The 12,964-nt window shown below is 64.8% G+C and carries 11 protein-coding genes and 1 pseudogene; 3 read left to right on the top strand and 9 right to left on the bottom strand.

Features of this window, described 5'->3' with window-relative positions:
- Positions 1–433: pseudogene (locus tag Q0D45_RS06235) on the bottom strand (hypothetical protein); the annotation flags it as partial.
- A gap of 201 nt (positions 434–634) precedes the next feature.
- Entirely contained in the window at positions 635–1,513 is an 879-nt protein-coding gene (locus tag Q0D45_RS06230; protein WP_293389990.1) for a LysR family transcriptional regulator, read from the bottom strand.
- Between the two features lie 124 nt (positions 1,514–1,637).
- Here Q0D45_RS06230 and cysC point away from each other — a divergent pair, with 124 nt between their 5' ends.
- The 3 genes from cysC (at position 1,638) to Q0D45_RS06215 (ending at position 5,413) form a co-directional block, all read left to right on the top strand.
- Positions 1,638–2,255, top strand: a complete 618-nt coding sequence (gene cysC / locus Q0D45_RS06225; protein ID WP_293389987.1) for an adenylyl-sulfate kinase — start codon at positions 1,638–1,640, stop codon at positions 2,253–2,255.
- A 28-nt stretch (positions 2,256–2,283) separates the two neighbouring features.
- Positions 2,284–3,483, top strand: coding sequence for a sulfate adenylyltransferase (gene sat, locus Q0D45_RS06220; protein WP_293389984.1), 1,200 nt, complete (start codon positions 2,284–2,286; stop codon positions 3,481–3,483).
- Between the two features lie 136 nt (positions 3,484–3,619).
- On the top strand, positions 3,620–5,413 hold the full coding sequence (locus Q0D45_RS06215) for a creatininase family protein (RefSeq protein ID WP_293389981.1): 1,794 nt from the start codon (positions 3,620–3,622) through the stop codon (positions 5,411–5,413).
- 2 nt (positions 5,414–5,415) lie between these two features.
- On the opposite strand, the gene Q0D45_RS06210 is transcribed toward Q0D45_RS06215, so the two are convergent.
- The 7 genes from Q0D45_RS06210 to Q0D45_RS06180 all read right to left on the bottom strand — a co-directional run bounded on the left by Q0D45_RS06210 (position 5,416) and on the right by Q0D45_RS06180 (position 12,914).
- Entirely contained in the window at positions 5,416–6,318 is a 903-nt protein-coding gene (locus Q0D45_RS06210) for an AEC family transporter (protein WP_293389978.1), read from the bottom strand.
- 149 nt (positions 6,319–6,467) lie between these two features.
- Positions 6,468–7,001, bottom strand: a complete 534-nt coding sequence (locus Q0D45_RS06205) for a DNA-3-methyladenine glycosylase I (protein WP_293389975.1) — start codon at positions 6,999–7,001, stop codon at positions 6,468–6,470.
- 35 nt (positions 7,002–7,036) lie between these two features.
- Entirely contained in the window at positions 7,037–8,359 is a 1,323-nt protein-coding gene (locus tag Q0D45_RS06200; protein ID WP_293389972.1) for a dihydroorotase, read from the bottom strand.
- 73 nt (positions 8,360–8,432) lie between these two features.
- Positions 8,433–9,155, bottom strand: coding sequence for a 16S rRNA (uracil(1498)-N(3))-methyltransferase (locus Q0D45_RS06195; protein WP_293389969.1), 723 nt, complete (start codon positions 9,153–9,155; stop codon positions 8,433–8,435).
- The gene (locus tag Q0D45_RS06190; RefSeq protein ID WP_293389966.1) at positions 9,152–10,225 is read right to left on the bottom strand and encodes an aminopeptidase; all 1,074 of its coding nucleotides are present in this window, start codon (positions 10,223–10,225) and stop codon (positions 9,152–9,154) included. The genes Q0D45_RS06195 and Q0D45_RS06190 overlap by 4 nt, the downstream gene beginning before the upstream one ends.
- Positions 10,222–10,737 (bottom strand): class IV adenylate cyclase, encoded by a 516-nt coding sequence (locus Q0D45_RS06185; RefSeq protein ID WP_293389963.1) that lies wholly within the window; start codon positions 10,735–10,737, stop codon positions 10,222–10,224. Before Q0D45_RS06185 ends, Q0D45_RS06190 begins: the two co-directional genes overlap by 4 nt.
- Before the next feature lie 14 nt (positions 10,738–10,751).
- Positions 10,752–12,914 carry a molybdopterin oxidoreductase family protein gene (locus Q0D45_RS06180; protein WP_293389960.1) on the bottom strand — a complete coding sequence of 721 codons (2,163 nt, stop codon included), beginning with the start codon at positions 12,912–12,914 and terminating at the stop codon, positions 10,752–10,754.
- Positions 12,915–12,964: the final 50 nt, after the last annotated feature.

Genomic DNA, 12,964 nt, shown 5'->3' with positions numbered 1-12,964 from the left:
TGTACTTCAACTCGACCATCTGAGTGCGGCCGTCCTTGTACCTACGGAAGCTCCGAGCCTTCATGCCCAAGCGTTTGTCGCGATAGCTTGCCAGCGCCTCGGTATCGAGGGAGATAAGCGGATGACTTCCAAGGTGCGGCGCAATGACATTGGCCTTGGAAATATCGGGCGCCTGGCTCCGCTTTGTTGGAAGGACCTCATCAATGAATCGCTGCATCGCGTCACCAAGGGTCATTCGTTCGGCAACTGTGGTGCTCTTGAAAGCACCCATTTCCAGCTCGGCCTCAACCAGCTTGATCCAACGCTGAGCCATGGCCTCCCGCTTGAATGTCTTGATCTGCTTCCGATACCCCCTCTTGGTCACATAAGCGTCGTATCGGAGCTGCTTTTGTCCTTTAGAATCAACCCACTCACGCTTGACAATGGATGCCATGGAAATGCTCCTTTGGTTGGTGCAGATAGGCTGCAGATCAACCTGCGTTTCCTCAACTAAATTGCACTATGTTCAACAAGTTAGAGCAATTCGCGGCGATATTTTGTAATCGAGCGGTCGCGAGTTCGAATCCCGCCGCCGGCACCAATTCAACAGATCCCCGCGTCCTGAAGCTGATCCCGAGCCTGGCAATCGCCGGCGTCAGCGTTCCTTGAGGGCATCCAGAAAAGCCTGCAGCGAAGGACCCGGCGTCGCCGTCCGCAAGCGCACCTGATACAGCGGCCGCCGGATGCGCAAAGCCTTGACCGGCACCACGACCAGACGCCCGGCGTCCAGCTCGGTCTGGATCGACAGTGCCGACAGGAACGCCAGGCCGGCGCCGGCAGCCACCGTCTGCTTGATCGCTTCGGTGCTGGCCAGGGTCATCGCCGGGCGAATGCGGATCTTGCGATTGGCGAGCGCGATTTCGGTCACCTCGCGAGTGCCAGAGCCGATCTCGTGCATCAGCATCGGAAAGCTTTCGAGATCGCCGACCGAGAGCGGCGCCTGCAGCACCGCGGCATGCGCCGGATGGGCGATCAGCACCAGTTCGTCCTGGGCGAAGATCGCGTAATCGAGCTGCGCATCGTTGACCACGCCTTCGGTAAAGCCAAGGTCGATTTCGCCGCCGACCAGACGCCGTTCGATGGTGTTGGTGTTGTCCACCTGCAACTCCAGCTCGACACCCGGATGCTGCCGACGGAACGCGGCCAGCCGCTCGGGCAGCAGGTAGCTGCCGATGGTGCGGCTGGCACCGATGATGATCCGGCCGCGAACCAGCTGGCGCAGATCGACCAGCGCCCGCTCTGCCTCCGCTTCGATCGCGAACAAGCGGTTGGCGTAGCCGAGCAGCAGGCGCCCCGGTTCGGTCAGCCGCACGCCGCGCGGCAGGCGATCGAACAGCTTCAGACCCAGCGCCTGCTCGAAGTCGGCCAACTGCTTGGAGACCGCCGACTGGCTGATGTGCAGCTGTTCGGCACCCCGGCTGATGCTGTCGGCCACGGCCACAGCCTGAAAGATCGACAGGTGATTCAGATTCATGCGGCTCCCCGAGCGCGGCCCGGCTGACATGAACGATAGAGATCGATCACATGCGTATTTTCCATTATCTATATGCGGCCGTCATCCCTACACTCGCCGTTCCCCATCCCTCAGTGATCCGAGCATGACCGAGCAGAAAGCAACCAACGTGACCTGGCATGAAGGCGAAGTGACGCGTGCCGAACGCGGCCAGCTGCTCGGCCAGAAGGGCGCCACGATCTGGTTCACCGGCCTGTCCGGCTCGGGCAAGAGCACGATCGCCGTCGCGCTCGAGAAGGTGCTGCACGAGCGCGGTCATCTGGCCTATCGCCTGGATGGCGACAACATCCGCCTCGGCATCAACAAGAACCTCGGCTTCACTGCCGAAGACCGCGCCGAGAACATCCGCCGCATCGGCGAGATCGCCAAGCTGTACGTCGATACCGGCGTGATCGTGCTGTCGAGCTTCGTCTCGCCGTACTGCGCCGATCGCGACGTGGTGCGTGCGCTACACGCCGAGGCCGGCATGGACTTCATCGAGGTCTATGTCGAAGTGCCTCTCGAAGAAGCCGAGAAGCGCGATCCCAAGGGCCTGTACAAGAAGGCCCGCGCCGGCCTGATCAAGAACTTCACCGGCATCAGCGATCCCTACGAAGCGCCGGTAGTCCCCGAGCTGCTGCTGCACACCGCCGAAATGAGTCTGCAGCAGGAAGTCGAGGCCGTCCTCGCCCTGCTCGCTGCGCGCGGCATCATCAAAGCCTGAACGTCCCTATTCCAACGAGTTGAACGCCATGATCAAGCCGCACGGTTCCACCGAACTGAATCCGCTGTACGTCGCTGACGATGCCAAGCGCGCCGCGCTCGCCAAGGAAGCCGAAACCCTGCCCTCGCTGCTGCTGAACTCGGCCGCTGCCGCCAATGCGGTGATGATGGGCGCCGGTTACTTCAACCCGCTGAGCGGCTATATGAACCTGGCCGACAGCCTGAGCGTCGCCAAGGACATGAAGACCACCGCCGGCTTGTTCTGGCCGGTACCGATCGTCAACCTGACCAGCGACACCTCGATCGTGGCCGGCAGCCGCATCGCCCTGCGCGATCCGAACGTCGACGGCCATCCGGTGCTGGCAGTGATGGACGTCGCCGCCGTCGAAACGGTCAGCAGCGAGCAGATCGCGCTGATGGCGGAAAAGATCTTCGGCACGCTCGATCCCAAGCATCCGGGCGTCGGCACCTTCACGGCGCTGGGCAACACCCTGCTGTCCGGCAACATCCAGGTGCTGAACTACAGCTACTTCCCGGCCGAGTTCCCGGACACCTTCCGCACCGCTGTCGAGATCCGCGCCGAGATCACCAAGCGTGGCTGGAAGAAGGTCGTCGCCTTCCAGACCCGCAACCCGATGCACCGCGCGCACGAAGAGCTGTGCCGCATGGCCAAGGAGCGCCTGAACGCCGACGGCATCGTCATCCACATGCTGCTCGGCAAGCTGAAGGCCGGCGACATTCCGGCTGACGTCCGTGACGCCGCGATCCGCAAGATGGTCGAGCTGTACTTCGAGCCGAACACCGTGATGGTCTGCGGCTACGGTTTCGACATGCTCTACGCCGGCCCGCGCGAAGCGGTGCTGCACGCGATCTTCCGCCAGAACATGGGCACCAACTACCTGATCGTCGGCCGCGACCACGCTGGCGTCGGCAGCTATTACGGCCCGTTCGATGCGCAGACGATCTTCGAAAGCGTGCCCAAGGGCGCGCTGGAAATCGAGATCTTCGGCGCCGACAACACCGCCTGGAGCAAGAAGCTCAACCAGGTGGTGATGATGCGCGAAGCGCCGGAGCACACACCGGACGACTTCATCAACCTGTCCGGCACCAAGGTCCGCGAAATGCTCGGCAAGGGCATTGCGCCGCCGCCGGAGTTCTCGCGTCCGGAAGTGGCGAAGATCCTGTCCGACTACTACCAGGACCTCGATCGGGCTGCGGCCAAGGGCTGAACCCGAACAGCCGGAGGGCGATCACACGCCCTCCGGCGCCATGATTGGCAGCGAACTGCCGCCGCCAATCGGCGCGCGACACCCTTTGCTGCCGCGGCGTTGATAATCGAGCCTGGTTTTCCAACCAGCGCGCCCGATGTCCGCCAGCGAACTGCAACCCCAACTCGTCGAATGGCTGGAGATGCTCGGCAAACCCTTGCTGCGCGCCGGGCTGTTCATGTTCGATCAGCAGTCGCCGCTGTATCTGCCGTATCTGCTCACCAGCTTGGTGTTCGGCTGGCTCGGCTGGCGCTACTTCGAGCGCGCCGCACCCGGCGCGATCCAGGAATTCTTAGCCAAGCACTTCAGCCGTGCACAGTGGTGGCATGACTCGGCCCGCGCCGATTACCGCTACTACTTCGTCAATGCCGTGGTGTTCACGGTACTGATCGGGCCATTGCTGCTGTCGGCCGCCTGGTGTGCGGACCGCGCCCGCGATCTGGTCCAGCTCGGTCTCGGCACCGGCCCGGCCTGGACTTCGGGTCTCGGCTCGCGCATCGCCTACACGGTGCTGTTCTTCATCGCCTACGACCTCGGCCGCTGGATCGCCCACAGCCTGCTGCACGAATCGAAGCTGCTCTGGGAATTCCACAAGGTGCATCACTCTGCCGAAGTGCTGACGCCGGTAACGGCCTTCCGCGTCCATCCGGTCGATCTCCTGGTGACCTTGTCGGTGCCGGCGCTGACCACGGCACCGGTCACCGGCCTGTTCCTGTATCTGTTTTCCGACGCGGTGACCGCGTTCAGCTTCCTGGGTCTCAATTTCGTCATCGGCCTGTCCGGCCTGATCGCCAACCTCAAGCACTGGCAGGTCTGGTTCCGCTACGGGCCGCTCGACGGCTGGTGGATCAGCCCGGCGCATCACCAGATTCACCACTCGGCCGACCCGCGCCACTGGGGCAAGAACCGCGGCTTCGAACTCGGCTGCTGGGATCGCTGGTACGGCTCGCTGCATATCCCGACCAAGCACAACGAAGTGACGGCGATGGGCTTTGGCGATGGCAGCGAACCGCAATGGCATTCGGTGCGGCAGATGATGTTCCAGCCTTTCGTTGCCGCCTGGAAGCTGCTCAGCAGGCCGGCCCGCGCCGCAACGGCTGCACTGCTGGTGACCAGCCTGTTGATGCTGGCGGTACCGCGAGCAACTGCGGCCGAGCCTGCCGGCGTGCGCATCGAGGACATGACCTGGCCGGAGCTGGCCGCAAGAATCAAGGCCGGCGCGACGACGGTGCTGCTACCGATCGGCGGCATCGAGCAGAACGGCCCGGCGATGGCCTTCGCCAAGCACAACCGCATCGTCGTCGCGGCGGCCGATGCGATCGCCATCGAAGCCGGCAATACCCTGGTCGCGCCACTGGTGCCGTTCTCGCCCGCCGGCGGCTTTGCGCCGCGCAGCGCGCACATGCAGTGGCCGGGGACGATCAGCCTGCGCGAGTCGACCCTGAACGCGGTGCTTGAAGATGAGGTGAGCAGCCTCGCCGTCGCCGGCTTCACCCGCATCGCGCTGCTCGGCGATCACGGCGGCAGCAAGCCGGTGCAGGACGCGCTGGTCAAGCGACTGAACGCCACGCTCGCTTCGCGCGGCGTGCAGTTGATCAGCCTGAACCGCTACTACGAACCTGCGTCCCTCGCCGACCGCCTCAAGGCACTCGGTGCCGATCCTGCCGATGCCGGCGATCACGCCGGGCTGGTCGATACCTCGGAGCTGCTGTCGGTGGCACCGGGCCTGATCCGAACCAACCTGCTGTCGCCTGAAAGCTGGGCGCCATACCAGACCGCGCCGGGGCCGGGCTCGTCCGGCCGACCGGACAAGGCGAGCGCGGAACTGGGACGCGGTCTGCTCAAACAGCGTATCGACGCGGCCGTGCTGCAACTTCAAACGGCGAAGTAACGCTACAGCAGCATCGACGCCAGCGGCAGCGTGATCAGCGACAGCACCGTGCCGATGCCGATCACCAGATTCGCCAGGCTCGGATTGAGCTTGTACTGCTCGGCAAGGATGCCGGCGGTGACCATCGGCGGCATCGCGCATTGCAGGATGCCGGCAACCGCAATCGGTCCATTGACGTCGAGGCGCAGCGCCAGGGCCGCGCCCCAGACGAGCAGCGGTGCGAACAGCATTTTCCAGCCGAGGCCGCCGAGCAGGGTCAGGCGGTGCTCGCCGATGCCGCGGAACTTCAGCTGCAGGCCGACCGAGAACAGCGCCAGCGGCGTCAGGGTCTGACCGATGCGGGTCAGCACCGTCTGCAGGATCTCCGGCAGGCCACCGAGCGGCCACAGCACCAGCGCGATCACCAGGGCCAGGAACGGCGTGAAACCGAACACGCGGCGGACGATCTGCGCCGCCGTCGGCTGCGCGCCGGAAAAATAGGCGGCGACGATCACGCCACCGATCGACAGCATCGTGAACGAACCGAACTGGTCGGCGATCACCGCCGCGCCGACCAGTTCCGGCCCGCGCAGCGCCTCGATCATCGCCAGGCCCATGTAGGCCGTGTTGCCGAGGCCGCAGGTCAGGATCATCGCGCCGGTGGTGCCACGGCTCCAGTTGCGACGGCGGCCGGTGACGCTGAACACCGCGATCGCGCCGAAGAACACGAACCAGGGCGCTATCGCCGGGAACAGCAGTTCGCGGCTGAAGTGGAGCTTGGGAATCTCGACCAGGATCAGCGCCGGCAGCGCGACATTGACGATCCAGAAATTCAGCGCCTGAGGTGCGCCCGGCGGCAGGCGCTGATCGCGCGCCATGGCGAGACCGATGCCCAGACACAGGGCCAACAGCAGGATTGCGCTCATTGGAGCGTTTCTAAGTTAATGACGACATAAAATTCCGTCATGCCCGCGCAGGTGGGCATCCAGTTTTCGCCGTAGCGCGCCGCATCAGAACTGGATTCCCGCCTGCGCGGGAATGACGAGTGCTTGTAAGGATTTGAAGAAAAAATGCGCTAACTCGATTTCGACGGGCAGCCGACCAGGTGATCGTCGACCACACCCACTGCCTGCAGATAGGCGTAGATGATCGTCGTGCCGACGAACTTGAAGCCACGCTTGAGCAGCGCCTTGCTGATCGTGTCGCTCAGCTCGGTGCGGGCCGGCACCTGCTTCATGTCGGTCCAGCGATTGACGATGGGCTTGCCACCGACATGCTTCCACAACCAGGCATCGAGGCTGCCATGCTCCTCGCAGAGCTTGAGATAAGCCTGCGCATTGCCGATGGTCGCGTTGATCTTGAGCTTGTTGCGGACGATGCCGGCATCGGCCATCAGGCGCTCGCGATCGGCATCGGTATAGGCAGCGATCTTCTTCGCATCGAAGCCATGGAAAGCGCGGCGATAACTGTCGCGCTTGGCGAGAATCGTCGACCAGCTCAAGCCCGCCTGAGCCCCTTCGAGGATCAGGAACTCGAACAGCACCTTGTCGTCATGAACCGGGCGGCCCCACTCCGTGTCGTGATAGGCGCGCTCGCCCGCCGTCTTCATCGCCCACGCGCAAGGCGTGGGCGGCAACGCTGTGCTCACGCGAATTGCAGCCGTTGACCGAAGGCCTGCGGACGCAGCACACCATCGCGATAAACCAGCTTGCCATTGACCCAGGTCGCGTCGATGCGCGCCTTGAAGCGATGGCCGTCGAACGGCGACCAGCCGCACTTGTAGCGCAGGCTTTCCGGCGTCACGTCGGTGACGCCGTTCGGATCGACGACCACCAGATCGGCGTAACCGCCTTCGCGCAGATAGCCGCGATCGACGACGCCGAAGCGCTCGGCCGGCGTATGGCAGGCGCGCTGGACAACGGTCTCCAGCGGCAGCTCGCCACGCTCGACCAGCTCCATCAGCGCCAGCAGCGAGTGCTGCACCAGCGGCAGGCCGCTCGGCGCCTTGAAGTAGCTGTTGGCCTTCTCGGCAGCGGTGTGCGGCGCATGGTCGGTGGCGATGATGTCGATGACGCCATCGCGCACGGCTGCGATCAGCGCTTCGCGATCGGTCGCCGACTTCACGGCCGGGTTGCACTTCAGCTTCGAGCCCAAGGTCGCATACCAGGACTCGTCGAAATACAGGTGATGGACGCAGGCCTCGACACTGATCCGCTTGGTGCGCGCATCACCCTTGGCAAAGAAATGCAGCTCGCTCGCCGAGGTCATGTGCAGCACGTGCAGGCGGGTACCGTGCTTGTCCGACAGGCCGACGGCCAGCTCGGTGGACTTGTAGCAGGCGGCGGCCGAGCGGATGTAGGGATGCTCGGAGAACGGCACCTCTTCGCCGTACTTCTCGCGCGCCGCGTCCTCGGCGATCTTGATCATCGGCGTGTCTTCGCAATGGGTGACGATCATCACCGGCGCGCGCTGGAAGATCTTGTCGAGCGTGTCCGGGTTGTCGACCAGCATGTTGCCGGTGGATGCCCCCATGAAGATCTTGATCGCGCAGGCCTCACCCTTCTGCAGCGCTTCCAGCTCGCTGAGATTGTCGTTGGTGGTGCCCATGTAGAACGCGTGGTTCGCGAAAGTGCGGCCGGCGGCGATGCGATATTTGTCCGCCAGTGCGGCGCGCGTGATGGTCTGCGGATTGACGTTCGGCATGTCCATGAAACTGGTCACGCCACCGGCAACGGCAGCCGCCGATTCGCTGGCCAGATCGCCCTTCGCGGTCAGACCCGGCTCGCGGAAATGGACCTGATCGTCGATCAGGCCGGGCAGCAGCAGGCGACCCTTGGCATCGAACACTTCGACGCCGGCCGGAGCCGTGATCTTCGGCGCGATCTTTTCGATGCGCTCGCCGCGAATCAGCAGATCCGCCTCGAAACGGCGGCCTTCGTTGATGAGGATGGCGTTGGTGATCAGCATGGCGGTTTGCGGAGGTTCGGACCTGCGCAATTATGCGCCTCAGGCTCGCATCCGCTGCACAGCAGGCCCTGAATCAGCCCAGATCGCCCCAGAGCAGTTGCAGCGCGGCGAGTGCCGCGACGCCCGCCGTCTCGGTCCGTAACACCCGCGGCCCAAGGCCGATGCCGACGCAGCCGGCGCGGCGCGCGGCGGCGATCTCGTTGTCCGACAGCCCGCCTTCCGGGCCGATCAGCAGCGCGATGCTCGCTGCCGCCGGCAAGCTGCGCAGCGACACCGATTCGGTCGGCGCCAGCACCAGGCGCAGCGCCTGATCGCTGCTCGCCAGCCAGGCGTCGAGCCTCTGTACCGGCAACACTTCCGGCAGCCGGGTGCGGCCACTCTGTTCGCAGGCCGATGTCGCGATGCCGCGCCAGTGCTCCAGCTTCTTGTCCCAGCGCTCGGCATCGAGCTTGACCACGCTGCGCTCGGACAGCAGCGGCAGGATGCGGGTGACGCCCAGCTCGACTGCCTTCTGCACCGTGTAGTCCATGCGCTCGCCTTTCGACACGCACTGGGCCAGCGTGATGTCGAGCCGCGATTCGCGATCGACCGGATCGAAGCGGTCGACGCTGACCGAGACATCGCGCCGGCCGGTCGCCGTGATCGTCGCCGCGTATTCGCCGCCGTCGCCGTTGAACAGGGTCAGCGGCTCGCCGACCTTCATGCGCAGCACCTGGGCGACGTGGCGCGCTGCGTCATCGGGCAGTTCGAGGCTGGCGCCGACGGTCAGCGGCACGGCGATGTGGATACGGGTCATGGCGTCGCGGACGTGTCAGTTACTTCGGGGCCAGATACTTCAGGGTCTGGAACTTCAAGTGTGGCGGCTCGTTGTGCCGGCTCACCATCGGCCAGCTTTTTCGCCGCGGCGTAGAAGCGTGACCAGTCGCCGCCGGCTTCGTCGAACAGCTTCGCGAAGCCCGGCAGCCACTGATGGTAGAGCCCGAACGGCAGCAGCTTGGCGTTGTTCAATTCCTCGGCCATCCAGCCGTCGTAACCGGCGTAGCCCTGCCAGGCGCCATCGCGTAGCTGGCGGTAATCGGCCCGCAAACGTTCGAACTCGGCCTGCTTCGCGCTGCGCATCTCGGCCTCGGCGATGCCGCTCGCGTAAAGCTTCTGCAGGCGCTCGCGAGTGGCGAGGATCAGGGCCGCGAACTGATCAGCCCGTTCGCTGCGAATACTGCTTTCAGCCGCTTGATGACGCGCCGCGCGCCACTGACGCAGCCCCTGCTGCTCGACGAAGCTGGCGAAGGATTCGTTGAAGCGGGTATCACCCTGCAGATACAGCTGCTGATGCGCCAGCTCGTGAAAGACGGTGCCGGCGAGTTCGTCATCGTCCCAGCGCAGCATGGTATTGAGCACTGGATCGTCGAACCAGCCGAGCGTCGAGTACGCCGGCACCTGGCCGATGTAGACCTCGTTGCCCTGCGCCTTCAGCCGCTCGGCTTCGGCTTTGAGACGAACCTCGTCGTAATAGCCGCGATAGGCGACGCAGCCGGCGATCGGGAAGCAGTGCTCGACGGCATCCAGCGAAAATTCAAGCGTCGCGAACAGGTTCTGCAGCACCCAGGGACGGCCGAGATCGGCGTAGCTCGTATAGCTGCCATTGCGTGGCAGCCCGAGCGTGTCGGAGGCAAATGCGCGTGCTTCCAGCGCCAGCTTGAGCTTGGCCTTGAGCTTGTCGTCGGTCGCCGGATCGGCGATCAATTTGGCGATCGGCTGCCGGCTGCGCAGCAGCTCGAACTGGCCTTTGGCCATGTGCGCGTAGTAGTCCAGGGTCGAGCAGCCGGACAGCAGCACGCTGGCGATCAGCAGCAGGCACTGCCTCATGTGCGAGCCAGCTCGAAATACGAGCCTTCGATCAGCTCGGCGCGCGACACGCCCAGCGCCGCCAGCGTTGTATCGACGAACGCCCGCTCGGCTTCCGGATCGCCGTCGTCAGGCACCACGGCTTCGATCTCGCCAAAAAAACCGAGGCCGTCGACTTCGTCGAGATGCAGCCGCACGTTGCGGCACAGCAGCAAGGTCCGCCGCTTGGCGACGGTGGCCAGCACCCCGAGCGTGCCGGCGAGCAGGCTGCGCATCGCTTCCGGATCGGGCACCGGCACCATCTGGTACTCGCTGAGCTGCAGGCCCTCGCGCTCGACCCGGCCGTAGCCGATCAGGTAGGCGTGTCGTGCACCATCCCGCGCTTCCTCGCGCAGCTTGAGCTTGCCGCTGGCGACGACGAAAAAGGTATCGCGCTGCTTGAGCACAGCTTCCGGCTGGTAGCCAATCGCGATGGCAGCTGCTTGTGCCGCGGCGTGGTCCGGCAGCCGGAATTTCGCTTCGAGATTGAACATGCGGGCTTCGGTTTTCAGGCGGCGATCACCGTCACCGGCACGCCATTGAGGGCAGCGTTGCCGCTGACCGCATCGAGCCGCAGCTCATCGGTCAGATCGTTCGGGCTGACGCCGGCATGGGCTTCGGCAATGCCGATGCGCGTGCCGCTGCGATCGTGGCCCCAGCCATGCGGCAGGCTGACCACGCCCGGCAGCATCGTGTCGCTGGCTTCGACGATGACATCGACGGCACCGACTCTCGACGCCACGCGCACCATCGCGCCATCGGCAAGGCCATGGGCGGCGAGATCGTCCGGGTGCATCAGCAGGTGATTGCGCACCGGCCCTTTCACCAGCCGCTGCGAGTTGTGCATCCACGAGTTGTTGCTGCGCACATGGCGACGGCCGATCAGCGATAGCGCGGCACCAGGCTTGTCATCGTCCAGCTCGGAGGCGAACACCGCGAGTGCGGCAATCATCTCCGGCGGCGCGCAGAGGATGAACTTGCCGGGGTTGGCCAGCCGCTCCGGCAGACAGGGTTCCAGAGCGCCGAGATCGACGCCATGCGGCGCCGCTTTCAATGCCGCCAGCGACAGGTTCAGCGGATGCTTCTTCATGCCGCCGTAGGGGCCGATGCGCAGCCCCATGTCGATGACCTGATCGGGCCGCGGATGCGGCGCGCGCTTGGCTCCCAACCGCTTGGCGATGCGATCGCCGAGCGCTTCGAAGATCTCCCAGTCGTGCCGCGCATCGGCCGGTCGCTCGAACAGCGCTTCGCTGTAGCGCGCGGTATTGCGCACGGCGAAGCTGTGGAAGATCAGGTCGTAGTGGTCGTGCTCCAGGGTGCAGGTGGGCGGCAGGATCACGTCGGCGTGGCGCGTGGTTTCGTTCAGATAGAAATCGACGGCGACCATGAACGCCAGCGAGTCCAGCGCGCGATCGAGCTGGGTGCCGTTCGGCGTCGACAGCACCGGGTTGCCGGCGACCGTGATCAGCGCGCGGACTTGTCCCTCGCCAGGGGTCAGCACTTCTTCGGCAAGTGCTGCAACCGGCAACTCGCCGCCGAACTCCGGCAGGCCCCGCACGCGGCTTTTCCAGCGACCGAAGCTGCCGGGCCGCGAGGTCGGGTTGTCGACCAGATCGACCGCCGGGCGCGTGAACATCGCCCCGCCCTCGCGGTCGAGATTGCCGGTAACGATGTTCAGCAACTGGATCAGCCACTGGCACAGGGTCCCGTGCTGCTGCGTCGATACGCCCATGCGGCCATAGGCGGCGGCACGCGGCGCGGCGGCGAACTCGCGGGCGATGCGCTGGATGGTCTCGACCTTGATGCCGCAATGGGCGGCGAGCTTGTCGAGATCGAGCGCGCCGATATCGGCCAGCGCCACTTCCAGCCCATCCTCCATCGCCGCCAGCTTGCCCGGATGGCCAAGGTTGTCGTTGTCGATGACTTTCAGCAGGCCGGCGAGGAATGCGGCGTCGGTGCCGGGGCGAATGAACAGATGCTCGTCGGCAACCTCCGCGGTTTCCGAGCGGCGCGGATCGAGCACCACCATGCGGCCGCCGCGCGCCTGCAGTGCTTTCAGGCGTTTCGGGAACGCCGGCACCGTCATCAGGCTGCCATTGGAGGCCATCGGATTGGCGCCGAGCACCAGCAGATAATCCGTGCGATCGATATCGGCGATCGGCACCAGCAGCTGGTGGCCATACATCCAGTAGGCAAGCAGCTGATGCGGCAACTGGTCGACTGAAGTCGCCGAAAAGCGGTTCTTGGTCTTGATCGTGCCGAGGAAGCGCGGGCCGTGAGTCAGGCCGCCGTAGTTGTGCACGGTCGGGTTGCCGAGATAGTTGGCGACGGCATCGCCACCGTGCTGTTCGACGATGCTGCACAGGCGGTCCGCCACCAGATCGAAGGCGTCATCCCAGGCCATTTCCTGCCAGCCGGATTCGGTACGGCGAAGTGGTTTTCGCAGACGATCACCGTCCTCGTACAAGTCTTTCAGCGCCACCGCTTTCGGGCAGATGTGGCCCAGCGACAAGGGGTCAGCATCGTCCGGGCGGATCGACAGGATCTCGCCACCGGCGACGCGGATTTCCAGGCCGCAGATCGCTTCGCAGAGATTGCAGGCGCGGTGATGGACGCGAACATCTTTGTTGCTGGCAGTGGCAGAGTCGGCTGGCATCGTGGCTGTGCTCATGGCGTTTGGCTGCGGCTAACTTAGCGCAATCCGCTCGATATACTTCGGCC

Origin of the sequence: Nevskia sp. (assembly GCF_023266035.1) — a bacterium.
In the GTDB taxonomy this organism is placed as follows: domain Bacteria; phylum Pseudomonadota; class Gammaproteobacteria; order Nevskiales; family Nevskiaceae; genus Nevskia.
This window is presented reverse-complemented; position numbering and strand designations above follow the sequence as displayed.